This is a genomic window from Streptomyces sp. NPDC055955, from assembly GCF_042270245.1.
Lineage (GTDB): Bacteria > Actinomycetota > Actinomycetes > Streptomycetales > Streptomycetaceae > Streptomyces.
Genome location: NZ_JBHJYS010000004.1, coordinates 440,099 through 463,715 on the forward strand (window position 1 = coordinate 440,099; position 23,617 = coordinate 463,715).

Sequence of the window (23,617 nt, forward strand, 5' to 3'; positions counted from 1 at the left end):
GAGGTCAAGGGGTTCGTCTACAGGGTGCCGTTCCTGTCTGCGCCGGAAGAGTCGCCCTGGAGCCGACGAACAGAAACTCCGGCTCCACCCTGCCCGACGCCCTCGACGCGGCGCCCTCACCAACCCCGACGGAAGCAAGAGCTCGGGGCTCTACCGCCAACGGGACGAGTTCCGAAGCGAGTTCGCACCGGACGTCTGCATTGCGAAGGCCGCGCTCACAGCTGCAGGTCAACGCCCCACGCCGCCCGGTAGAGACCGTCGGTCGCCAGTTGCCGCCAGTATTTGAAGCGAGGTCATGGGCCAGGAGTCATGGGCCAGGGGTCATGGGCGGTGGGGCTGAAATAGGGTCCTGCCTCGCTGGAGGCTTTCGCTGGAGAGCTGGCGGCAGAGTGTCCCGGAACGAGGGGAAGTCGGGAGGCCGCAGGGCGCGAGTGAAGGTCGCGATCCTCTCCAGGCCGGTCGGTGCGGCGCCGTGGCTCCTTCAGGCCGGATACGACCTGGGGGACCGGGACGTCGTGGTCATCTCGGAGGACCACGACGTGCGTAAGCCGGAACCGGAGATCTCCTGCCTCGTGCTCGGGATGCTCGAACTGGACGCCGTTCATGGTGTGTTCGTCGACGACAGCCCGCAGCGCCTCCCGTCGGCAGTGAAACTGCTGGCAGGGCAGGGCTGACCGGCCCCTGTCAGCCTCTCCGTACGCCCTCGATGAAGCGGCCTGCAATGTCGATACGTTCGTCGAGGGACGCGGATGATTGCCCGAGATCGATGAAGAGTTCATGCACGCCCGCCTCGGCAGCGGCACGCGCGTAGTCGATGTACTGGCCGAGCGTTCCGGATTGGGGAAACTGCTCTGCCTCGGCCTCGACTTCGGTCAGGGACGGGTTGACCCGTAGCGCCATGCGCAACCCGCCGGGGTCGCGGTCCACCGACTCCGCTTCTTCGGTGATCGTCTTCCACATGCTCATGAGACGGGGCAGCGGCATCGCCACGGGCAGCCAGCCGCCGGCCCGCCGGGCGACCCGACGCAGCCCGCCGGGGCTGAACGCGGCGAGCAGGACCGGCGGACCGGGGCGTTGCTCGGGTTTCAGCCCGACGACGGTCTCCGGAACGGTGAACAGCGTTCCCCGGTGGGCGAATTCGTCCTCGGCCCAGTACGTCTCCAGGATGTCGAGCGTCTCGTCGAGGCGGGCGCCCCTGCCTTCCCAGGGCACGCCCACGGCCGCGTACTCGTCGGGCATCCAGCCGAGACCGAACCCGACGTCAAGCCGGCCGCGGCTGAGTACGTCGAGTGTGGTCAACGACCGGGCGAGCATGAGGGGAGGGTGCCACAGGCCATTGAGCGTGCTGGTGCCCAGCCGGACGCGGCTGGTGTGGGCGGCGGCGAATGCCAGGCTCGTCAGCGGGTCCATGTGGTTCTCGTAGATCCGCGGCATCACCCCGTCCTGGCTCGGATAGGGCGCGCTCGGCGAACGGGGGGCGAGTACCCGGTCTCCCGTCCACAGAGAGTCGTACCCCAGGTCCTCCGCGGTGCCGCTGACGGTGATGACACCGTCGGCATGGGCGTAGGTGCCGAAAGTGGGGAGGGCCAGACCCAGGCGCATGTTCCTTCTTCCTCCGGGGTGTCAGACGGTGGCGGCGTCAATGATGACGGGGAAGTTGTCGCTTGTCGCCTTGGAGTAGGCCCTGGCTGGTGTGCAGCGTGAGCGAGATCGTTGGCGGTGGGCCGGCCGGTTGGTGGCGCCGCCGACAGTGCCACCCAATGTCCCGGAAACGTGAGCGTGGGCATCGAGCTCTCAATGACGAAGTAACCGCCTTGACAGGTTACGCAAAGAAGTGCAGGCTGGTTGTCGTCCAGGCAGTACACGAGGACGTGTTCAACGACTGATGAGATGAGGACTGATCATGGACAAGTCGGTCGCGATAGACGGCGAGGTTGCTGCGGCGGCACGGCACGCGCGGTACGGCGAGCTTCCCGCGCGGATCCGCTTCGAGGACATGACCGAGGGGGTGGAGGCCGAGGTGAACGTCGGGGCGAACGCCGCGTACGACCCAGAGCGCTCGTGGAACTACTACTCGTGCCTGGCTTTGGATCTAGGGCTCTAGGTCACGGGCGAGGCGGGTTGTGAACTCGATCGAGCACCGCTGGGTTCCTGACCGGCTGAGCGAGGTCGCGGTGGTTCGGAGCGCCGGCCATGCTGCCCGGATGGATGAGCGAACCGGCCGTGGAACATCGATATGGGGAAGCCTGTAAAGACCAGCCTGGCTGCCGTGATGAAGCCGCCGCAACACCCGATCGCCGTCTCTGGCACGGTCCAGCGTGTCCATCACCGCCGCAAGCGCCCATCCGTGGTCCTCGCCGACCAGGCGACCTCGACGGCAAGGGGGGGAGGGTAAAGCTGTGTCGCGCTTCATCTGCTCCGAACTGATCAAGCCGCTCACGGCCCTGCGGGCGGGAGTCCCGGTACAGGGGGTGCTGGGTGCCGATCCGCGTGAACATCGCCCGCCAGGGGCCATCGGCTGGGTCGGCTGCACTGAGGACGACGTCCCCCGGTCGCACACCGAACTCGTATCCGAGTCCGTATCAGCACAACCCTGGGCGCCCTCCGGATGTCCCACAGGTGAACTCCGCACCTCTCGGACACCCTTGGAGCCCACATGCGCACACGGATACGGACGTACGCCACAGCAGCCACCATCGTCGCTGCGGCCACTGCCGGGCTGACAATTCCGGCCTCGGCCTCCGTTCCCGCGCAGACCGACGGTGACTTCAACGGCGACGGGTACGCGGACCTCGCCGTCGGCGTACCCGACGGCACGGTCGGTGGAAAGGCGAAAGCCGGCTACGTCAACATCGTCTGGGGAGGCCCGAAGGGAATCGGCGCCCACGGCAGCATCCGCATCAGCCAGTCCACCCCCGAGGTCCCCGGGACCCCGGAGGCGGGCGACCGCTTCGGGGCCTCCGTGGCGCTGGTGGAGCTGAACGGCGACGGCAGCGCGGAGCTCCTCGTCGGTACCCCGGGTGAGGACATCACCGGCCGCGGCAAGGACGTGGGCATGGTCCTCGCCGTGGGCGGCGGCAAGAGCGCCCCCGGTTCGGGTTCCGTGGTCCTCGACGGCCCCTCGGCGTCGGCCGCGTACGGCAAATCGGTCGCGGCAGCCGATGTGACCGGCGACGGCAACAAGGAGATCGTGATCGGCGGCACGGACAAGGTCGTCGCTCGCGTCGCCCAGGGCGAAGACAGCATGGTCGCCACGGTCGTCGCCGCCCCTATGGGTGGCCACGCCCCTGTCCTCGCCACCGGCGACTTCACCGGAGACGGCAAGGCGGACCTCGCGGTCGGGTATTGGACGAAGACCCCGTTCACCCAGTCGCACGTACGCCTGTGGGCCTGGGACGCGACCGAGCAGGCCATGGTCAACACCTGGAACACCGACAACGCCGGCGTCTCCGCCCTCGCCGCGGGCGACTTCGACGGCGACGGCCACGACGACCTGGCCCTCGGCGAGTGCCGTGAGATCGCCGACGAGAACATCGACGACCCGTGCGGCCCCGAGGAGCTTGCCAAGGGCGGCGGCATCCACATCCACTACGGGAACGCGACGCCCGGCAGCTTCGGGTTCCGCCAGCAGACCCTCAACCAGGACACGGCGGGCGTGGCGGGCGTCGCGGAGGACGGTGACCACTTCGGTGCCGCCCTCGCCGTCGCCGACATCAACCGCGACGGCCGCGACGACCTGATCGCCGGCGCCCCCGGCGAGGCGATCGGCACCCGCTCGGGCGCCGGCGCCGCGACCCTCCTGTCCGGCGGCCCGACCGGCCTCGTCGACGCATCGGGCGAAGCCCACTCCGTCGGGCTCCAGCAGGACACCGCGCACGTACCGGGCGTCGCGGAAGCCGGCGACGCGTTCGGTGCCGCCGTCGCCACCGGCGACTACGACCACGACGGCAAGGCGGACCTGGCGGTCGGATCCCCGGGCGAGAACGCCGCCGCGGGCGGCGTGTGGCTGCTGCCCCATGCGAGCGCCAACGGCTCCTCCGCATTCACACCCGCCAAGCTGGGCCTGCCTTCCCCGTCGAGCGCGCTCGCATACGGCAGGTACCTCAGCGGCCAGTGACAGAGCCGTTCTCAGACCCAGCCCCGGGGCTTGTCTCCGGGGCCGGGACTGCGTGTGGCTCGCAGTCACTGCCGGTGATGGACCTACCAGGGGCAGTGTCCGCAGTGCGGTGTCACCGCAGGCGCGCGGCGCCGCCGTAGATCGCTGCGCGCCACCTGTGGTTCATAGGTCGCCGTGGCGCGGGCGTTCGTCGTCGAGGAGCTGCATGTCGACGGTGTGGTGCCGTACTGGCCGTACTGAATCGACCTACGCGGTCACGAGACCTCCGAATCGTCTCGGCTGAGCTCAGTGGCGTGGGCGGGTGAACCCGGCCTCGCCGTCGTCACGAACCATGAAGACGACCAGAGACGAACTGACAGCCCGTTCTGCGAGGCGTGCGCGTTGTGCCCGCCGCATGATCTGGGGCATGATCGACCGGCATGTACGCGGCAAGGTTCAACAGTCTCTTCGAGCAGGGCCGGGAAGCGATTCTGGCCGGCGCTGTTCAGTGCCAGGTGCCACCCGTGGACGGCGGGAGCCGCTGGGTCATGTCCGTCGTCCTACGACCTGACGCCGCGACCGCTCGCAGGATCGAGGACGTCACGCGCAACGCGATGGCTGTTGCCGGAGCAGGGCACTGGCCGACCGGGAAGGCCGACTCCTCGCATTTCACCCTTCGCGCGCTGGAGAATCACCGGGTATCGGTGCCGGACGGCGACGCGCGGGTAGCCAGGTACATCGCGGCACTGCGGAAGGCGACATCGACTGTCGGCCCTGTTCGGCTGACTCTGTCGGGCCTGACGCTGACACCCGGCTGCGTCATGCTGTGCGCAGAGCCTGGGGACGACGCTGTTGAGCGCCTGTATGACGCTTACGGTGATGCTTTGGCTGAAGACGGCTGGCTGGAGGCCGGCTTCGACCGCAACATCTGGTATTCGACGCTCTTGCATTTCACCAGTCCGTTGGCCAACCCTCAGGCTGTCGTGCAGTGGGTGGGTGATCGTCGGCACCTTGCGCTCGGTGAAGTCGAGTGCCGTCATGCCGAACTCGTCGTCTACAGGTTCAACGGCAGCCGCATGGTCATGGAGACGTTGGATGCCGTCCCGCTGAGCCATCGACCGTGACCGGTTCCGCTGCCGCGCCTCGGCCTCGCACCAAATCCTGTCCTCTTCGACGCCGGGTGGATGTTCCTTCGCATTCGATGCGACGGATGAACCCCTCGCGGTGGTGGGGGTCGCCGGCGCGGAAAGAGGGGAGTGGCAGACGTGTCGGCGCGTCATGACGGAGCCGGTCGGGCCTGCGGGGAAGATCTGGTCATGGTCGACGCGATGAAAGCAGTTCTCGAGGGCGGTCCCGACGATCTTCCTGAGCGGATCGTCTCCATCTCCACGCCCGGGATCGACATCAAAGTTCCCTTGCGCGGGGGGTACGAGCACTTCAAGGCCACGACACGTCAGGAAGAGACTTCGCAGGGCCTGTTGCCCGTGTACGAGTGGTGGGAGCGCACGGAACTGCCTGGGTAGGGCCGCTGCGCTCGCAGCACACGGATCTGTCTGGGTGGCCCCCGCGCTCGCAGCGCACGGAACTGTCTGGGCGGGGCCTGCTTGCAGCGTGCGGTCCGAGTGCCAACCGCCACTCACTTCCGACGCCACCTACGTCTCCCTGGAAGCTTCGAGGTCAGGCGCCCGTGTGGTGCACGATGTGGGTGGGGACGACCGTCCTGCGTGGCGGCTGCTGTGGTGCGGTTGGGGTCTCGTCGATGCGGTCGAGCAGCAGACGGGCGGCGCGGCGCCCTACTTCGTCGGCGTCATAGGCGACGACGGTGACCGGCACGTCCAGCAGGTCCGCCATCTCGAAGTCGTCGAACGCGGCGAGCGCGGTGCCGCTGCGCAGGCCCCGCACGGCGCGGTAGGCGCCGAGGGTGATGCGGTTGTTCGTGCAGAACAGCGCCGTCGGCGCGTCCGTGCGGTCGAGGAGTCGGTGCGCCGCGGCCTCGGCCCCGGGGATGTCGTACGCGCCCCTGCTGATCCATTCCTCACGGGGGGTCAGTCCGGCCTCCTCGTGGGCCGCCCAGTAGCCCCGGAAGCGCTCCGCGCCGGTGAACAGGGCCGGTGGATTGCCGACGAAGCCGATGGAGCGGTGGCCGTCGGCGATCAGTCTGGCGGTGGCCGCGTGAGCGCCGCCGAAGTCGTCGACGAGGACGGTGTCGGCCTCGATGCCGGCGGGCGGGCGGCCCGCGAGGACGACGGGGGTGGGGCCGAGCACGTCCGGGGCGAGGTGGCGTTGGGAGGCGCCGGCCGGGACCACGATCATGCCGTCCACGCGCCGGGAGACCAGGTCCTCGACCAACTCCCGCTCACGCTGGACCTGTTCGGCGGTGTTGCCGAGGACGAGCCGCAGGCCGTGTTCCTCCGCGACCTGCTCGGCGCCCAGGGCGAGCCGGGAGTAGAAGGGGTTCGCCAAGTTGGTGACGACGAGTCCGATCATGCCGCTGGGCCTGCCGAGACGAAGGTTGCGGGCCACCTCGTTGCGCCGGTAGCCGAGCTCCTCCACCGCCGCGAGCACCTTGGCCCGGGTGGCTGTGCTGACGCGCTCGTCGTCCTTGAGGACGCGGGAGACCGTCATGGCGCTGACCTGGGCCCGCGCGGCGACGTCCCGCATCGTCGGGGGCGTGGCGCCATGGCGGGCCGGACTGCCGGACTGAGGCACTGCGCTTCGCACTCTCTTCACGTCTCCTGGGCGCGGACACGCCCGCCGATCGAGGCGGGCGGCGGCCCGCGCCCTCATCCTAGGTCCGGCGGACAGACGTCACAGACTGCCGGCGTGACGGACTGCCGACGTCACAGACTGCCGACGTCACGGATCGTCGAGGGCACGGTCGGCCGTCGCGCCCACCACGCGGCGCCCAGAAGTGGCGCGTCCTCGGGGCGCATAGCCGTGCGCACCGTCAGCCCCCGGGCCGAAGACGTAGCGGGTCCCTCCGCGAGACCGATGCGCAGCGGCACCTCGATCAGGTCCCAGGACGCGGCGATCGAGCCGCCCACGACGAGCACCGTGGCCTCGAAGCGGTCGATCCACGGGGCGAGCGTTTCGCCGAGGGCGCGGAAGGCGTGGTCGAGGACCACGCGCGCGTACCGGTCTCCGCCGCGGGCCAGTTCCGCGATGGTGCGCACATCGGGTACGACATCCGGGTCGTCGAGCGCGGCCCGGGCGTAAGCGGCGCGGATACCCCGGCGCGACACGGTGTCCTCCAACGGGCGGTCCCCGTACGTGAGGAGGTGGGCGCTGCCGTCCTGCGGGACGAGTGGCCCTTCGTTGACGGGCTCGCCGTGGTCGACGAACGCGGAGCCGATGCCGCTGCCGAGAGTGACGCACAGGGCGCGCTCGTGCCCGGCCGCGGCTCCGGCGGCGTACTCACCGATACCGAAGGCGTCCGCGTCGTTGAGGAAGCGCAGTGCGCCCGGCTCGGGGGTCAGGCGGTGGCGCAGTTCGGCGCGGAGGTCGATCCCGTAGAGCGACTCGAACTTGCCGACGCCCTCGAACAGGCCGATCCCCGCCTCGTAGTCGAAGGGCCCCGGCACGGCCACGCCCCACGGAGCCGCGGCGGGGGCGGCCAGGCGCGCGGCCGCCCCGGCGACCGCGCCGAGGATCTCGTCGACGCTGCCCTGCGCGGGCAGCGGCGCCCTGACCTGCTCATGGACCATGCCCCCGTCGAGGTCGACGAGCGCAGCGGTGACGTGCGTGCCACCGATCTCCAGGACGGGCGTCAGCATGCGATCACTCCCTGTCGGGCCGCCTCGCCGAGGCCGAGGTGCTGCGGGGCGCGGGCGTAGAGCGTGGCCTGGAACGCGTGGTAGAGGTCGGGCTTGCCGTCCCAGGTCGTGGTGGCGGGGTGGCCGTCGGTGTCGAGTTCGTGCCACCAGCTGCCGCCCGCCGCGTCCAGGACGTCGCGCGCCGCGTAGTCCCAGAACGAGCGGTACCAGCTTTCGTAGGTCGCGTCGCCGGTCGCCCGGTACAGGAAGACGGCCGCGCCGACTGCCTCGGCGATCGTCCAGTGCATGCGCTGCCGGTTCACCGGCTTCCCGGCGAAGTCGACGCTGTAGACGAAGCCGCCGCGCTCGGCGTCCCAGCCCTCGGCCACGGCGCGAGCGAACAGTTGCCGCGCCGCCCGCGTCGTCCACGCCGCCTGGGCGCCCGGCGTCCGGGCCCGCACCATGACGAGCAGGCGCGCCCACTCCAGCCAGTGCCCCACGAGGGAGCCGTAGGGGCGGAACGGGTCCCCGGGACGATCGCTGTTGTACGCGAGGTCGGGGCGCCAGTCCGGGTCGAAGTGCTCGGGGACCCGCCACTCGTGCGCCGCTCCGTGCTGACGGATGATCAAGTCGCTGATGCGCAGAGCACGTTCGCCGAACCGCGCGTCACCGGTGGCCTCGGCCGCGGCCAGGTACGCCTCTGTGAGGTGCATGTTGCTGTTCTGCCCGCGATAGTCCTCGGGAGTCGTCCACGTCCGGTCGTAGGAGTCGAGCGCCGCTCCCTCGTCCTCGCGCCAGAAGTGGCGGTCGATCGTCGTGGCCGCCTCGTCCAGGAGGGCGCGGCCGCCCGGCAGTCCGGCCTGCGTGGCGGTCGCCCCCGCCAGCAGCACGAAGGCGTGCGCGTAACCGGCCTTGGTGGTGTCGGCAGGGGCGGCATCCGGCTGCACCGCGGCGAACCAGCCGCCGTACTCGTCGTCGTGGAATGCCCCCGACAGCGCGGACATTCCGTGCAGCGCAAGGTCACGGGCGCCCGGTCGGCCCATCAGATGGGCGAGCGCGAAGCAGTGCACCAGCCGGGCACAGGCGTACAGGTCCTGAGGGCGGTCCCGGTCGGGGGTGCCGTCGGACCGCAGCCAGGAGAAGCCGCCGCGCTCGTCGGCGACCGAGCCTTCGAAGAAGGCGAGGAGTCGTTCGGACTCGGCGGTCAGCCACCGATGGTGCAGCGGCGACTCGGCCCAGGCGGGGCCGGCCGTGCGGGGGATGTGGTTCATGGCAGTCGATTCCTTCTCCGTACAGGATCCCGGGTCCGGGCCGGTCAGCGCATCACGCGGAACGTGCCCGAGCGCAGGGCGCCCTCGATCTCCTCCAGGCTGCGCCCGCGGGTCTCGGGCACGTAGCGGAAGGTGAACAGGAACGCGAGCAGGTTCATGACGGTGAACAGCCAGAACGTGCCCGATACGCCGAGCGCGCTGGTGAGGGACAGGGTGGTGAGGGACACGATCAGGTCCACGAACCACACGGCGAAGGTCGAGACGCCGACCGCGACGGCCCGCACCTTCCACGGGAACATCTCGGGTCCCGCGAGCCAGACCACCACCGAGAGGCTGCCGCCGTTGCAGGCGATGTACCCGAGGATGCAGGCGACCACGAGCCAGCGGGCGCCGCCCTGAGGGGCGTGGCCACCCATGAACACCGCGGCCATCACGGCGAGGCAGACGACCGCTCCCGGCAGCAGCACGAGCAGGAGCTTGCGGCGGCCGATCCGGTCGACGAGCCAGATGCCGAGCGCCACCATCAGGAAATTCACGACACCGACGCCGACCGTCGTGAGCATGGCGGAGGAGCGGCCGAAGCCGGAGTCGCCGAGGATGGTCGGGGCGTAGTAGATGATCGCGTTGATGCCGGTGATCTGCGAGGCCACGGCGAGACCGATGCCCGCGATCAGGGCCGGGCGCAGCCAGCGGGCCCGCAGAGCGCGCAGCCCGCGCTCGCCCTTCTCGTGAGCGGTGGACGCCAGTTCGCTGAGCTCGGCGTCGACGGCTGCCGGGCCGGACCTGACCTGGTCGAGAACGGCGCGTGCCGCCTCGGGACCGCGGTGCGTGAACAGCCAGCGGGGGCTCTCCGGGAGCGCGGCCATGCCGGCGAGGAGGACGAGGGCGGGCACGAGGCCGAGGCCGAACATCCAGCGCCAGTTCTCGTCGAGGGCGTAGCCCGCGAGGTAGGCGGCCAGGATGCCGAGCGTGACGGCGAGCTGGAAGGCGACGACGAGCCCGCCGCGCTTGGCGGGCGGCGCGATCTCGGCGACGTACAGCGGGACGGCCTGTGAGGCGAGGCCGACGGCCAGGCCGAGTACGAGCCGCGCCAGGCACAGCGTCCACGTCTCCGGGGCGACGGCGGCCGCGACGGCGCCGACACCGAAGATGCCGGCGGACCACAGCACGGCCTTGCGGCGGCCGAGGCGTTCGGCGATCCGTCCCGACAGGACGGCGCCGACGATCGCGCCGACGATGATCGCGCTGGTGACGACCTGCTGGCCGCCGTCACCGAGCGCGAAGTCGTCGGCGATGGTCGGCAGGGCGCCGGAGATGATGCCGGTGTCGTAGCCGAACAGGAGCCCGCCCAGGGCGCTGACGACGGCGATGGTGACCACGGAACGGCCCGCGGTCGGGGAGGGGGCCGCGGCGGGTGGCCGCGTGGGGACGGTGGTACGGCTCATGGCACTGCCTCTTTCCGCGCCTCGACGTTGAGGCGCTGTCCTGGGCAAGGGGGAAGGGAAGGGGAAGGGTGAACAGCGGACCGTTTGAGCGGAGGTCCGGTGTGGTTATCGTTAACACCAGGCGTGTGGGGTGACCCGAAGCGGATCGACCTCGCTCACCGGGTGCGGGTGGGTCAGCTGACGAGCGACTTGACCACGTGTACGGTGCGGTCGCCGATCGGCCGGACCCGATACGAGCCGACCACCGCCGGCACCGTCAGCGTCTCCGCGAAGGCCAGGTCGTGCGTGCGACCGTCGGCCGTCTCGATGACCACGCCCGCGCCCGCCGACACGTTGAGGATGTGGAACCTGCCCTCGGTGTCATCGCTTGCACCGTCGGAGCCCGGCTCGATGACCAGACGCCTGACCTCGTAGAACATCTCGTCGAGCTGTCCGATGACCTCCTCGCGCCACCCGGTGCCCTCGCGAAGGGTGCGCGGGTCCTGGATGAGGTCGCGGGTCACGTCGGCGCCCTGCCGGCGGGCGTCGAGGTTGGCGAAGCCGTGCTCGTACGGCAGCGGGCGGGAGTTGCCGACGGCGTCCTTGCGGAGCCAGTCGTAGAACCGCAGCGAGTAGAGGTACGGCGTTGCGCTGATTTCCAGTACGACGTTGCCCGTGCCGGACGCGTGCGGCGTGCCCGCCGGGATCATGTAGAGGCGGCCGTCCTCGGAGGGGTGCGACTGCACGAAGCGCTCGACGTCCATCTCCTCACTGCGCTCGATGGCGGCCTCGACCTGCTTGCGCATCAGCGCGAGGTCGGCGTCCTGCTGGAGCCCGAGGTGGACGCGAGGGTCGTCGCCCTCGTGGGCGGTGACGTAGTACGTCTCGTGCTGGGTGTACGGCCAGCCGAAGTGGCCGCGCATGTACTCCTCGCGCGGGTGCAGGTGGAGCGACAGGTTGCCCCCCTCCACGGTGTCCAGGTAGTCGTAGCGGATCGGGAACGAGGTGCCGAACCGGTCGTGCACCTCCCGGCCGAGGAACTCCTCCGGGTGCAGGACGCACAGGAGCTGGAAGGGGAGCTCCACCTGCGCATCGGCGTCGCCGCCGACGAGCACACCGGCCTCGGGTGCGATCAGCTCGTAGCCGAGCGCGGTGTTACCGCCCTCGGGCTCGAAGCCGAGCTCGCGCACGGCCCACTGGCCGCCCCAGGGTGTGGAGTTGAAGTACGGGCGGGTGCGGACCGGGCCGCGGGCCAGCTCGGCGAGGGTGGCGCGCAGCGCCGTGCCGTCGATCGATGCGGGGGCGGTCGGGTCCTGGAGGTCGAGCCAGCGGTCGACGCGGGGCGCGAGGGCGTCGCGGTGGGCGTCCGTCATCGGCCAGTCCGCGTAGAACAGGCGGCGGAGGTCGCCGGGTTCACGGTGGCGGCCGAGGTTCACGCCGACCGGAAGCTCGGCCGCGGCGATCGCCGCCTCCGCGAACCGCTTGGGCAGGTCGGCGTACCAGAGCACGTCGTGACCGATGAGGGCGGCGCCGGGGCCGTGGACGATCAGCACGCCGTCGGCGGGGCGCTCGGCCCGCGGCAGCTCGCTGTAGAGGTCGGAGAGCGGGGAGCGTGACAGCGGCAGGTAGTAGCGGTCGGTGTGAGGGGCGCCGGGGGCGTCGCCGGTGCGCTCCAGGACCGTGTTCCAGTCCGCCTCGTGGGCGCGCAGGTCGAGGAGGTGCGCGGTGCGGCCCTGTGCGGTCAACGCGGCGGCGAGATCGCGGGCTGCCGCCGCCCAGTCCAGGGCCGCCGGGCCGTCGACGGCGAGGATCAGCTCACCGGCGGGCAGCGCGGCGGCCGCGGCGGGCCAGCCGCGCAGCACAGTCCCGTCGACTGCGGAATAGCGGGGATTGCGGTCGTAGGGGCGGGTCATGGTGACTCTCCAGAGAGGTTGTCGCAGCAGCACGGGTCGGGTGCTCCGGGTGGGGAGCGTGTCCCTGGTGCGTGTTAACGATAACAATGACCTGAGGATGAGACCAGAGGTGGACGGATGAGGGAGGTCGTGAGGAGGGCCACAGGGCTTGCGTCGCTTTCCGGCTCCCGGGCTTCCGGGGGTGGGGGCGCCTGGGTACGGCAGGGTGCCGGAGTGAGGGTGGTGTCGGCGTTGCCTGGTCGCGGGGTGGTGTGCGGTCCGAGGTGCCCGCGTGTTCGGCGTGCCCGGCGTGGTCGTGTCGTGCCGCTCGGCTGGGGGGCTTGGTGACTGATAGAGGGCGTCTCACCAGCAGAAATGCAAAGTGTGCGGACTCCTGAAGAGGCATCAGGATGGCGCCTGGCACACGGAAGTGGGGCGGCTCAGTCCCTTGAGCCGCCCCACTGTTCGCAGCCCGTGAGGTCCCTCGGTCCCTCGGTACGCCGCTCCGGCAGCCTGTCGGTCAGGCGGGGCGGGCAGTCCGGGACCGTTGCGACGTCCAGCACGGAGCCGTTCGAGAACGGCGAGGGGACAGTGCCGCCGTCGGCCTTCGGCCGCTGCGCGGCGCCCGAACCGGAGCGCACCTGCCCCTCGCGTCTCTGTCACGCCAGGACCGGCCCCGCTGTTCCGTCGACCGGCGCAGACCGGGGGCCTTTTCGGCGGTGGCGCGTTCCAGGGCTCACCGACGCCCCGACTGGTCGGGACTGAGCTCCGCGTCCGCGTCCGCGTCCGTGTCCGAGTCCGCGTGCGTGTCCGCGTCCGTGTCCATGTCCGTGACGGATGTCGACGGCTTCTCGGCGGTGGCGAAACGGCTGTTGTGGCGGCCCCAAAGGAAGTAGATGGCCAGACCGGCGGCCATCCAGGCCAGGAACCGGGCCCAGGTGATGGTCGGAAGGCTGAGGATCAGCACCACGCAGAGCACGGTGCCCAGAACGGGGACGAACGGTACCCAGGGGGTGCGGAAGCCTCGGGGCAAGGAGGGTTGGGTGCGCCGGAGCCGTAGAACGCCGAGGCAGACGATGATGAAGGAGAAGAGCATTCCGATATTGCCCAGTTCGGCAAGATCGTTGATGGGCAGCAGCGCGGTCATGATCGCCACCGCGACACCCAGGGGCCAGACGATCCGGCGTGGGCTGCGGGTGACGGGGTGCACGTGCGCGAACCATTCCGGAAGCAGTCGGTCCCGGCTCATGGCCAGGAAGACCCGGGACTGCCCCAGCATCATGATCATGACGACGGTGGTGAGTCCGCAGATCGCGCCCAGCCCGATGATCCGGGTCGCCCAATGGGCGCCCACCGCCTCCAGCGCACCGGTGATGGGCGCGGCGTTGTCGAGCTTGGTGTAGTTCTGCATCCCCGTGACGACCAGCGCGACGGCCACGTAGAGCAGCGCGCACACCGCGACCGTGGCGCTCAGCGCGCGGGGCATGGTGCGGCGGGGGTCGCGGGCCTCTTCCGCGCCGGACGCCATGATGTCGAAGCCGGAGTAGGCGCCGAAGATGATGGCTCCGCCCGTGAGCACGCCCGCCGCGCCGAAACTGGCGTTGAGCCCGAGTCCCAGCCTGCTCAGGATCGGCTCCTGCCAGAATCCTCCGCTCTCGGCTGCGGACTTGGCGGCCGGGATGAACGGCGACCAGTTCGCGGTTTGCAGGTGCTGCACTCCGATGACCAGGAACAGGGCCACGGCGGCCAGTTTCACCAGTGTCATGGCCATGTTGATGCGCGCGGTGGTGCGGATGCCCGAGGCCAGGATCGCGGTGAGGACGAGTATGACGAGCACCGCGGGAACGTTCACGGTCGCGGTCGGCCCGGCGATGGCCGACGGCAGGTGCACCCCGAAGGTGCCCAGGAAGTCGGTGAAGTACTGGGACCAGCCGGTGGCCACCGCTCCGGCCCCCATGGTCATGTCCAGGATCAGGTCCCAGCCGATGATCCACGCGACGAGTTCGCCGAGTGAGACGTAGGCATAGGTGTATGCACTGCCGGCGACCGGGACCGTACTGGCGAACTCGGTGTAGCACAGCGCGACCAGAAAGGTGGCCACGGCGCCGAGCAGGTAGGACAGCACGATGCCCGGCCCTGCGTAGCGGGCGGCGGCGGTGCCGGTGAGGACGAAGATTCCGGCTCCCACGGTGACGCCGATACCCATCAGCGTCATCTGGAGCGGGCCGAGTGCGCGGGTGAGCCGGGTGGTGCCGGCGCCGGCTTCGGCGATGGTGGCTTCGATCGTCTTTCTGCGCGTCATGGCGTCCCTGTGGGGGTGAGGTGGTGGACGGTCGGCGGGCGTCAGGGGTGGAGCACGTCGCAGCGGTCGGCGAAGTCCTGGTAATCGGTGGGGGTGTTGTACAGGTGGGCCGACAGGCGAAGGAACCCGCGGCCACGCCAGGTGGTGACGGATGTGGCGCAGGCGTGACGGTCGGCGATGGCGTGCTGCAGCGCGTGTGCGGCGGCCTGATCGGTGGCGACGGCGTCGGGGAGGGGGACCAACCGCATCGCGGGAGCCGGTTCAGGGGGAAGCCCGTCGAGGCTGACACCCCAGCGCTCGGCGACGTACCGCTGGGCGTAGTCGGCCAGGGCGGACATATGGGTCCGGGCCGCGTCCCAGCCGTAGCGGTCCTCGATGAGGTCCAGTGCATGGGGGGTGGCCAGCCAGGCGGCCAGGTCCAGCGTGCCTTGCTGGTCGAAGCGCTGTGGGTAGTCGTCCGGGGCGCCCCAGGAGTCGATCGGCGGGAACAGGCGCTGCCGGTCGGCGGCATCGGCCGGCTGAGCGACGAGAGCCGCGGTGCCGCGCGGGGCGCAGGGCCATTTGTGCAGGTTCCCGACCCAGTACGTGCCCTGAAGGCCGCGCAGCGGCTCGGCGAGCATTCCGGGTGCGTGCGCGCCGTCGATCAGCAGCGCGATGCCGCGCTCACGGCAGTCCGCGGCGATCTGCTGAACCGGCATCAGCCGGGCGGTGGCGGAGGTGATGTGGTCCACCACGACCAGGGCCGTACGGTCGTGTGAGTCCACTGCCTCGCGCACCAGTGCGGCGCTCTGCTCGGCGTCCGCGGCCAGCGGGATGTGCACGGTGTCGACTTGGGCGCCGGCGCGTGCCGCGTGGCGCCGTACCGCCATGTCGACGGCGCCGTAGGCGTGGTCGGTGACCACGATCCGTTCACCCGCGCGCAGCGGCAGGCAGGACAGTACGGCCGTGACGCCCGCACTCGCGTTGGGGACCAGCGCCGTCGCCTCTCGCGGTGCGTGCAGCCAGTCGGCGATGGCGCACCGCGCCTGGGCCACACGTGCCGGCAGGTGGCGGAACCACGCGACCGGGTCGCGCTCGGCCTCCTCGCGCAGCGCCTGCTGCCACGCCCCGGTCGCCGACGGCACCGCGCCGAAGGATCCGTGGTTGAGGTGGCGTACCGCTGGGTCGAGTGACCAGTCGTCCAGTGCCGGGAGGCCGTCCGGCCGGAGCGCCGGATCGGGGGCGAGGGGGCGGAGGTCGGCCTGAGGCATGGCGAGACTTCCTCAAAGTTGTCCGATGAGTTCTCTGGGCAGTGGGAAAGTAGCAGCATGGATACGTGCAACGGAACGGATGTGGCGCAGAGTCATACGATGACTTGAGGCGATAGGCTCGCCGAGCAGAGACAACGGGGGAGTGGATGGCTGCCAAACAGGACGTAGTGGCCCAGCTCCGGAGGCTGATCGCCTCCGGCGAGCTGACGCCCGGTCAGAAGCTGCCCGCGGAACCCGCACTCTGCGATCAGCTCGGAGCCTCCCGCGGCTCGCTGCGCGAGGCCGTGCGTGAACTGGAGGCGCTCGGCGTGCTCCAGGCCCGCCACGGCTCCGGCACCTATGTCTCCCAATTGCGCCCGGCCGAGATGATGCGAGGCTTCGCCGCCACCGTGGACCTGGTCCCGCTGGACGGCCTCCTCGAACTCGTCGAGATCCGCCGCGTCCTGGAGTCCCACGCGGCCGGACAGGCCGCAGCGCGTGCCACCGCCGAACTCGACACGGAACTGTCGGAGTTGCTCGCCGCCATGGAGCGCGAGACCGACCACACCGCACTGAGCGACCTGGACGCCCGCTTCCACCAGCGGATCTGCGACGCGGGCGGGAACGAGTCGCTGGCAGCGCTGGTCGAGGTGTTCCGTTCGCGCGGCAGCCACTACGACATCTACTCGATCGAGGAGGTCCGCCGGGACAGCGACAAGGGTCACCGGGCGATCGCGGCGGCGATCGCGGCACGCGATCCCATGGCCGCGGCGCTCGCCGCGGGAGCGCACATCACCCATACCCAGGACTGGTTGCGCCGGTTCCGTCCCCGGCCCCACTGACTCTCTCCGAACGGCCGGTGCCCCGGCAGGCGCGGACAGATCCGGCGCACCGGCCTGAGGGCTGGTGATGCGGGCGATGGAGCGCCGGTCGAGCGCCAATGGTGAGGGCGGCGCGGAGTTCTGCGATGTGCCGCACCAGATGTCACGTCGCTCCGGCCGATCCACACGGGCAGATGGGTGGGGGTTCGGGGCCGGTTCCGGCAAGAGGGGTTGTGGGCGGTCCGCGAGCGGTAATACGATCCGGATCGGTTCGGATCTTAATGACGGCGTCCACCGAGGGGACCTCACATGCGTGTCACCGGCTTCGATCATCTGGTGCTCAACGTCGCCGACATCGAGCGGTCGCTCGCCTTCTACTGCGGCCCGCTCGGGCTCGCCGGCGAGCGGGTCGACGAGTGGCGGGCCAAGAAGGCGCCGTTCCCGTCGGTGCGGGTGAACGCCGGGACCGTCATCGATCTCGTCCAACGAACCGAGGGCGCGGTGGGGAAGGGAGCCAACGTGGACCATCTCTGCCTGGTCGTGGAGCCGCTCGACTGGCAGGAGGTCGTCGACTCGGGAGTGTTCACCGTGTTGGAGGGCCCCGTGCCGCGCTGGGGCGCCCGCGGCTCTGCGCAGTCCGTGTACGTGCGGGACCCGGACGGCAACACGGTCGAGCTGCGCTGGTACCCACAGGACGACCGGCGATGAGCCCCTCCGGCGGCCGGCCGCGCGACCCGGCGATCGGGGCGGCGGTGCTGGCCGCCACCATCGAGCTGCTGCGCGAGGACGGCTACACGGGCTTCGCTTTGGAGAAGGCGGCCGCCCGGGCCGGGACCACCAAGGCGGCCATCCGGCGCCGCTGGCCGACGCGGCAGCGGCTGGTCATCGACGCGCTGGCGTCGGTGCTCGTCACCCCGCCCACCCCCGACACCCACTGCACCCGCTGCGATCTCCAGCAGAGCGTCGAACTCCTTGCCGAGGCCCTGGACACCAGGCTGCCGCCCGCTGTGCTCGCCCCGCTGGTAGCGGAGTGCGCCGCCGACCCGGAGCTCCACCGCCATCTGCTGACCGCCCTGGTCGAACCCAGTCGCTCCGCCGCCGAGGCCGCGGTCCGGCGCGCCGTCGACCGGGGCGACCTGCGCCCCGACACGGAGCCCGGCCTGGTGGTGGACCTGCTCGCATCCGTCGTCTACCAGCGTGTCCTGCTCGGCACCGCCCCCCTCGACAGGGCGGCCGCCCGCCGGCTGACCGACCTGCTTCTATGCGGCGTCGCCGTCGACTTCGACCAGCTCGTCGCGATCAGCCGACTGCCCGCCGTCCACCGCCATCCCCACTGAACCCGTCCCGTCCCTGTCGGCCCCTGCCCGTCCCTGCCAGTAGAGAGCTGTGCCCCAGCGCAGGCCGGCCCTGCATCGCAGCCTTCCGCGGAGGCGAGAATCCATCCGTCTGTACGGTGCGACGCTTCATTCCGTCTGACGTTCAGAAATGCGGGCCAGTCGGCCTCAGTTGGGCCCCGTGATCAGTGCGAGATGGGGCGCCTTGGGTTCCGCGCGCGAGGCTGTGGCTCTGGGCAGAGGGAACCGAACCGGACACCTGAGGGAGCCGGTCACGAGAAGCAACCGGCCTGCGAAGACCGAGGTGCATGTCACGGAGCTCGGCTTCGAGGAGGCACACTCGGCCGGCTCCACACGCCGTTGGACGACGAGCCTGCCGAGAGCCCCCTGGAAGCGGGCTGGACATCCGCGCGGGACGAAGTGTGCGGGGACATGATGTTGGTGACACAGGCCGACGGTGACACAGGCCGATGACAGCGAAACCCGGGTGATTCGACGAGCATCGGTCGGGTAGCGTGCGAGCCATGTCGAGTCCTGAGTCAGACAAGGTGGGGGCTTTCGGTCACGCCGTCAGCCCCCTGAAGCCCTGAACTCGTAGCCCTGTCGTTGCGCCGCAGTCTGCGGTGGGACGCGTGCGCTCGTGGGGCTGGCCGCGGTGACGAGATGACTTTCTCGTTCTTCTCCTCACCTCGGAGTCTTCGATGCCTCTTCCGCTGTATCTGCTTGCCATGGCGGTCTTCGCCATGGGCACCTCGGAGTTCATGCTCGCCGGGCTGTTGCCGGCCATCGCCTCAGATTTCGACGTCACGGTCGGGACAGCGAGCGTGCTCACCTCAGCTTTCGCGATCGGCATGATGGTCGGCGCCCCTCTCGTGGCCGGGCTCGCACGCAACTGGCCCAGGCGCTCCAGCCTTCTCGGATTCGTGCTGACCTTCGCGGCAGCCCACGCTGTGGGCGCCCTCACCACGAGCTTTCCGGTCCTGGTCGCTGCCCGGGTCGTTGCCGCTCTCGCCAACGCAGGGTTCATTGCCGTCGCGCTGACGGCTGCCGCCACGCTGGTTCCGGCCGACAAGAAGGGACGTGCGCTCGCCGTTCTGCTGTCGGGCACGACGGTGGCAACTGTCGCCGGTGTCCCCGGCGGGTCGGTACTCGGCACGGTGCTCGGCTGGCGAGCCACATTCTGGGCAGTCGCCGCTCTCTGCCTGCCTGCGGCTCTCGGCATTCTGAAGGGCATTTCACAGGGGCGGGGGAAGGAAGAGGCAACCGGCGGGCCGGCGTTGCGAGCTGAGCTCGCCCAGCTCGCAACGCCGCGGTTGATCCTCGTGATGCTGCTCGGCGCGCTGGTGAACGCGGCAACATTCGGAAGCTTCACCTTCCTCGCCCCCGTCGTGACCGACACCGCCGGGCTGAGCGAACTGTGGATCTCCGTCGTTCTGGTGCTCTTCGGTGCCGGTTCCTTCGTCGGTGTCACCGTCGCCGGCCGGCTGTCCGACCGGCGACCCGGTCTGGTCATCGCGGCCGGCGGTCCGCTCCTGCTCGTCGGCTGGCCGGCCCTGGCGGTACTGGCCGACAACCCGGTCGCCCTGTGCACCCTCGTGTTCGTACAGGGTGCGCTGTCGTTCGCACTGGGCAGCACGCTGATCACGCGGGTCCTCTACGAGGCATCGAAAGCCCCCACCATGGCCGGCTCGTATGCGACCGCAGCACTCAACATCGGTGCCGCCGCCGGGCCTCTCGTCGCCGCGACCACCCTCAGGACGAGGGTCGGGGATCTAGGGCCGCTGTGGGCGAGCGGGCTCCTGGTCGCTGTCGCGCTGCTCATCGCGTTCCCGCTCCGCACGGTGGTCGCGGCCGGCCGGAGCGCCGAGGTGCTCCAGTGACAGATTCGAAAGCTGCCTTGAGCGTCGAGGGCCGTCTGGTGGAGCTGCGCCCGGAGCCGTGACGCCCGCGGCCTCAGCCATCGGGAAGATCTGCCCCCTCCACATGACGGGCGCCCTCCAGATAACGGGTGCCGTTCGGATAACGGGTGCCGTCCGGATCACGGGGTGCCGTCCGGACCGTCGGGATCAAGCTGCGGACGGCACCCGCCGCACCTGGGCCGGGCGGCCGGCGCGTCATCGCTGCGGCTGGCTGCCCGGCTGCTCGTTGCCTGTGGTGTTCCAGGGCCACGTGGCGAGGGTGGTGTGCATCAGCCGGGCGGCGGTCGAGAGTCGGCTGTCGGCGGCCCGGTGCAGGGTGAGGGTGCGGCGGCAGGCGGGGTCGTCGATGCCGATCCAGGCAGTCGGTGCGCTGATGCCGGAACCGCGGGCCATGGCCGGGACGAGGGTGAGGCCGATGCCGGCGCTGACCAGGCCGGCGAGGGCGGCCGGCTCGTCGCCCTCGCAGACGATCCGCGGGGTCAGGTCGTGGCCCGCGAAGAGTCGGTCGAGCAGGCGGCGCTGCCAGTGGCCCCGCCGTGAGATGACGAACGGCTCCTCGCGCAGTTCCTCGACACCGACGAAGGCGCGGGAGGCGAGCCGGTGGCCGGGCGGCGCGGCCAGCCAGACAGGCTCGTCGTACAGGTGGACGCTGTCCAGTCCGTCGCCCGGGATCGGCTGGGACGCGACGCACAGGTCGACCTCGCGGGCGCGCAGGGCACGGTGCATGTCCGTGGCCGGCATCTGGTGGAGTTCGACGTCGACATCGGCGTGGGCGTCTTTGTACGCGGCCAGGGGGCCGGTGATGGTCAGGAACGTCTCCGAGGCGAGCCGTACGCCGCCGACGCCCTCGCGGGCCGCCTCCACCGCAGCGCGGCGTCCTGCCGCCAGCTCCCCGAGGGAGCGCTCGACGTGATCTCGGAAGAGCCGCCCCGACTCGTTGAGCCGCAGACGCCCAGCCCGATCGAACAGTGGCGCGCCGACTTCGGACTCCAGCCTTGCGATGGTGCGGCTCAACGACGGCTGAGCGACCCGCAGTTCTCCGGCCGCCCGACTGAGGTGTTCCAGCCGCGCGACCACGAGGAACTGTTCGAGCGCATGCAGATCCATCGTCGCCCTCCCCTCTCATAGCGCCGAAGGCATAGCAGGATAGCAATATTGATCTTTGACTCGATGCTGCGGTGAGCATGACTGTGGAGGGCATGGCCACCACACATGAACGACCATCAACAACCCTGCGGCGCACCGGCATTGGCGGTCGGCTGTTCCGGGCGGCGGTGACCGTGCACACCGTCGCGGCCTTCGGCCAACCGGTCTTCGCGGGCGTCTACCTCACCGGGGAGATCGGCGGCCTCGACTGGCACGCCCGCGGCGCCGACATCGTGTTCTCCTTGGGACTGCTGCAGGCCGCCGCCGGCGCCGCGGCCTGGGCGCGGACGCGCAGCCTGTGGCCGATATCCCTGTCGGTGCTGATCGTGGCGGCCGAGGCAGGGCAGTACATGGCAGGGGTGTCCGGCCTGTTGTGGGTGCACTTCCCCCTGGGCGTGATGCTCATCGCGGCCCTGGCCGTCCTGTCCGCCGCGGTCTGGGTGCGGCCGCTGCCGAACCGCGCCGTAGCCGACCGGGCCGCAGACGCCGGCGAGCCGGGGCGGGAGGAGCCCCATGTCTGAGCGACCTGGACCCGTCCGTCACCACGGCCGGAGCGGCACGGAGTGGAGCCGCCGCCACGTGCTCGGCCTCGGCGGCGCGCTGGGGCTCGCCACGGCGGGCGGGCTGACCATCTCGGGTGCGATGGCGCACCGTCCCGCGAGTACCGGCAATCAGTTGCGCAGCGCCGTTCCTCTGCCCAAGCCGTACACCATGCCGCTGCCGATCCCTTCCGTCCTCGAGCCAGTCGACACCTCCGGGGACACCGACCGGTACGAGATCACCCAGCGCCAGGTGTCCTCGGAGATCCTCCCCGGGATCCGAACGGGGCTGTGGACGTACGATGGCACCTTCCCCGGCCCGACGATCGAGTCCCGCCGCGGACGACCGATCACCGTGGCGCACCGCAACGAGCTGCCCGTGCCGACCGTGGTACATCTGCACGGCGGGCGCACCCCCGCCGCCTCCGACGGCTACCCCACCGACCTGGTCCTCCCGCGCGGCTGGCCCGATCCGGCAGCACACCACCACCAGCAGCCGCACACCGGCGCGCACGCAATGCCCGACGCCCGCGCGGTCACCAGCCGGACCACGCGTGAGTACACCTTCCCGATGGACCAGCGCGCGGCGATGCTCTGGTACCACGACCACCGCATGGACTTCACCGCCCCGGCGATCTGGCGCGGCCTGGCCGGGATGCACATCGTCCGCGACGACACCGAGGACGCCCTCGACCTGCCTCGCGGAGAACGCGAACTGCCGTTGATGATCGCCGACAGGTCGTTCGACTCCGACGGCACCCTCATGTACCCGTCCTTCGACCCCGCACTGCGCGACCGGCCCGGTGTGAGGGCGCCGTACGAGGCCGGTGTGCTCGGCGACGTGATCCTTGTCAACGGCGCACCGTGGCCGATCCACGAGGTCGACGCGTCCCGGTACCGGCTGCGGCTGCTCAACGCCTCGAACGCCCGCCACTACGAACTCCGGGCCGTCGCCGACGACGGACGCCGCCTGGACCTGGTGCAGATCGGCGCCGACCAAGGTCTGCTCGCCGCCCCCGTCACGCACACATCCCTGCCGATCGCACCGGCGGAACGCTACGACGTGACAGTCGACTTCGCTGGCCTGCCGGTCGGCAGCCGGGTGCGCCTGATCAACCGGCTCGGCATCGGACGGACCCGCGAGGTGATGGCGTTCCGTATCGCACGGCGAGGCCGGGAAGACACCCGTATCCCCGCACTGCTCGCCGACGACCTGCCTACCTGGCGGCGCTCGGAGGCAACCACGATCCGGGACTTCGCCTTCCGCGCCGGACAGATGCAGCACGGCCGCGGCTGGGTCATCGGCGGACGAGCCTTCGACCCCTCACGCACCGATGTCCGCACCCGCCTCGGAGCCGTGGAGGTATGGCGCTTGGTCGCCGATGTCCACCACCCCATCCACCTCCACCTGGTCGGATTCCGGGTGCTGGCCCGCGGCGGGCGCGCGCCCCTGCCGCACGATGCCGGACTGAAAGACACGATCTCGCTGCGACCGGGTGAATCAGCGGAGATCATCACTCGCTTCGACGGCTACCGTGGCCGCTACCTGTTCCACTGCCATAACGCGGAACACGAGGACATGGGCATGATGGCCAACCTCGAAATAGCCTGACGCGTCCTGGTCAGAAGCCTCAGCCAAAGCCGCAGCTCACAAGCCTCAGCCAAAGCGGCAGCTCACAAGCTTCGGCCAAAGCCACAGCCGGAGCGAATGGCTTGTTGCCGCCGGCCGCCGGTCGCCGCGAGCGTGAAGCCGCGATGACGACCAAGAACGCTGATGGCCGATGCCGTCACTCGTAGGATCCATCAGTCCGGCGGCTCCGTCGGCGGAGGGCGATCCGGCTTCGGCTCTGCAGGGTCGGGCTCATCCGGGCTGGGGGGGCGCGGCCGGGTCA

20 protein-coding genes are annotated in these 23,617 nt (G+C 70.5%); 11 read left to right on the forward strand and 9 right to left on the reverse strand.

What is annotated here, in order from left to right:
* Positions 1 to 431 precede the first annotated feature (431 nt).
* Entirely contained in the window at positions 432 to 674 is a 243-nt protein-coding gene (locus ACFC96_RS10570; RefSeq protein WP_376611442.1) for a hypothetical protein, read from the forward strand.
* A 10-nt stretch (positions 675 to 684) separates the two neighbouring features.
* Here the strand turns inward: ACFC96_RS10570 and ACFC96_RS10575 are convergent, their stop codons facing one another.
* On the reverse strand, positions 685 to 1,602 hold the full coding sequence (locus ACFC96_RS10575) for a TIGR03619 family F420-dependent LLM class oxidoreductase (protein WP_376611444.1): 918 nt from the start codon (positions 1,600 to 1,602) through the stop codon (positions 685 to 687).
* A 301-nt stretch (positions 1,603 to 1,903) separates the two neighbouring features.
* Here ACFC96_RS10575 and ACFC96_RS10580 point away from each other — a divergent pair, with 301 nt between their 5' ends.
* From ACFC96_RS10580 to ACFC96_RS10595, 4 genes are all read left to right on the forward strand, one after another.
* On the forward strand, positions 1,904 to 2,104 hold the full coding sequence (locus ACFC96_RS10580; protein ID WP_340458114.1) for a hypothetical protein: 201 nt from the start codon (positions 1,904 to 1,906) through the stop codon (positions 2,102 to 2,104).
* Between the two features lie 552 nt (positions 2,105 to 2,656).
* Positions 2,657 to 4,117: an FG-GAP-like repeat-containing protein gene (locus ACFC96_RS10585; RefSeq protein ID WP_376611446.1), complete on the forward strand. Its 1,461-nt coding sequence runs from the start codon at positions 2,657 to 2,659 to the stop codon at positions 4,115 to 4,117.
* 419 nt (positions 4,118 to 4,536) lie between these two features.
* The gene (locus ACFC96_RS10590) at positions 4,537 to 5,220 is read left to right on the forward strand and encodes a 2'-5' RNA ligase family protein (protein ID WP_376611447.1); all 684 of its coding nucleotides are present in this window, start codon (positions 4,537 to 4,539) and stop codon (positions 5,218 to 5,220) included.
* A 192-nt stretch (positions 5,221 to 5,412) separates the two neighbouring features.
* Positions 5,413 to 5,619, forward strand: coding sequence for a DUF5988 family protein (locus ACFC96_RS10595; RefSeq protein WP_340458105.1), 207 nt, complete (start codon positions 5,413 to 5,415; stop codon positions 5,617 to 5,619).
* 154 nt (positions 5,620 to 5,773) lie between these two features.
* On the opposite strand, the gene ACFC96_RS10600 is transcribed toward ACFC96_RS10595, so the two are convergent.
* The 7 genes from ACFC96_RS10600 to ACFC96_RS10630 all read right to left on the reverse strand — a co-directional run bounded on the left by ACFC96_RS10600 (position 5,774) and on the right by ACFC96_RS10630 (position 15,987).
* Positions 5,774 to 6,757, reverse strand: coding sequence for a LacI family DNA-binding transcriptional regulator (locus tag ACFC96_RS10600; RefSeq protein WP_376611571.1), 984 nt, complete (start codon positions 6,755 to 6,757; stop codon positions 5,774 to 5,776).
* Between the two features lie 179 nt (positions 6,758 to 6,936).
* The gene (locus ACFC96_RS10605; RefSeq protein WP_376611449.1) at positions 6,937 to 7,869 is read right to left on the reverse strand and encodes an ROK family protein; all 933 of its coding nucleotides are present in this window, start codon (positions 7,867 to 7,869) and stop codon (positions 6,937 to 6,939) included.
* Positions 7,863 to 9,119 carry an AGE family epimerase/isomerase gene (locus ACFC96_RS10610; RefSeq protein WP_376611451.1) on the reverse strand — a complete coding sequence of 419 codons (1,257 nt, stop codon included), beginning with the start codon at positions 9,117 to 9,119 and terminating at the stop codon, positions 7,863 to 7,865. The genes ACFC96_RS10605 and ACFC96_RS10610 overlap by 7 nt, the downstream gene beginning before the upstream one ends.
* Positions 9,120 to 9,163: 44 nt before the next feature.
* Entirely contained in the window at positions 9,164 to 10,564 is a 1,401-nt protein-coding gene (locus tag ACFC96_RS10615; RefSeq protein WP_376226302.1) for a sugar porter family MFS transporter, read from the reverse strand.
* Positions 10,565 to 10,737: 173 nt separating this feature from the next.
* The gene (locus tag ACFC96_RS10620) at positions 10,738 to 12,456 is read right to left on the reverse strand and encodes a class I mannose-6-phosphate isomerase (protein ID WP_376611453.1); all 1,719 of its coding nucleotides are present in this window, start codon (positions 12,454 to 12,456) and stop codon (positions 10,738 to 10,740) included.
* Between the two features lie 715 nt (positions 12,457 to 13,171).
* Positions 13,172 to 14,737, reverse strand: coding sequence for an amino acid permease (locus tag ACFC96_RS10625; protein WP_376611455.1), 1,566 nt, complete (start codon positions 14,735 to 14,737; stop codon positions 13,172 to 13,174).
* A gap of 41 nt (positions 14,738 to 14,778) precedes the next feature.
* The gene (locus ACFC96_RS10630; protein WP_376611457.1) at positions 14,779 to 15,987 is read right to left on the reverse strand and encodes an aminotransferase class V-fold PLP-dependent enzyme; all 1,209 of its coding nucleotides are present in this window, start codon (positions 15,985 to 15,987) and stop codon (positions 14,779 to 14,781) included.
* A 146-nt stretch (positions 15,988 to 16,133) separates the two neighbouring features.
* Between ACFC96_RS10630 and ACFC96_RS10635 the strand changes: the two genes are divergently transcribed.
* The 4 genes from ACFC96_RS10635 (at position 16,134) to ACFC96_RS10650 (ending at position 20,001) form a co-directional block, all read left to right on the forward strand.
* Positions 16,134 to 16,808: a FadR/GntR family transcriptional regulator gene (locus ACFC96_RS10635; RefSeq protein WP_376261230.1), complete on the forward strand. Its 675-nt coding sequence runs from the start codon at positions 16,134 to 16,136 to the stop codon at positions 16,806 to 16,808.
* 288 nt (positions 16,809 to 17,096) lie between these two features.
* On the forward strand, positions 17,097 to 17,495 hold the full coding sequence (locus ACFC96_RS10640; RefSeq protein WP_376611459.1) for a VOC family protein: 399 nt from the start codon (positions 17,097 to 17,099) through the stop codon (positions 17,493 to 17,495).
* Positions 17,492 to 18,124 carry a TetR-like C-terminal domain-containing protein gene (locus ACFC96_RS10645; protein WP_376611460.1) on the forward strand — a complete coding sequence of 211 codons (633 nt, stop codon included), beginning with the start codon at positions 17,492 to 17,494 and terminating at the stop codon, positions 18,122 to 18,124. Before ACFC96_RS10640 ends, ACFC96_RS10645 begins: the two co-directional genes overlap by 4 nt.
* A 698-nt stretch (positions 18,125 to 18,822) precedes the next feature.
* Positions 18,823 to 20,001: a Cmx/CmrA family chloramphenicol efflux MFS transporter gene (locus tag ACFC96_RS10650; protein ID WP_376611462.1), complete on the forward strand. Its 1,179-nt coding sequence runs from the start codon at positions 18,823 to 18,825 to the stop codon at positions 19,999 to 20,001.
* 234 nt (positions 20,002 to 20,235) lie between these two features.
* On the opposite strand, the gene ACFC96_RS10655 is transcribed toward ACFC96_RS10650, so the two are convergent.
* Positions 20,236 to 21,147, reverse strand: coding sequence for a LysR family transcriptional regulator (locus ACFC96_RS10655; RefSeq protein WP_376611464.1), 912 nt, complete (start codon positions 21,145 to 21,147; stop codon positions 20,236 to 20,238).
* Positions 21,148 to 21,239: 92 nt separating this feature from the next.
* Between ACFC96_RS10655 and ACFC96_RS10660 the strand changes: the two genes are divergently transcribed.
* Both ACFC96_RS10660 and ACFC96_RS10665 read left to right on the forward strand, forming a co-directional pair.
* Complete coding sequence (locus tag ACFC96_RS10660; protein WP_376611466.1) at positions 21,240 to 21,707, forward strand: hypothetical protein; 468 nt, start codon at positions 21,240 to 21,242, stop codon at positions 21,705 to 21,707.
* Entirely contained in the window at positions 21,700 to 23,337 is a 1,638-nt protein-coding gene (locus ACFC96_RS10665; RefSeq protein ID WP_376611468.1) for a multicopper oxidase family protein, read from the forward strand. Before ACFC96_RS10660 ends, ACFC96_RS10665 begins: the two co-directional genes overlap by 8 nt.
* The last annotated feature ends 280 nt before the right edge of the window (positions 23,338 to 23,617 follow it).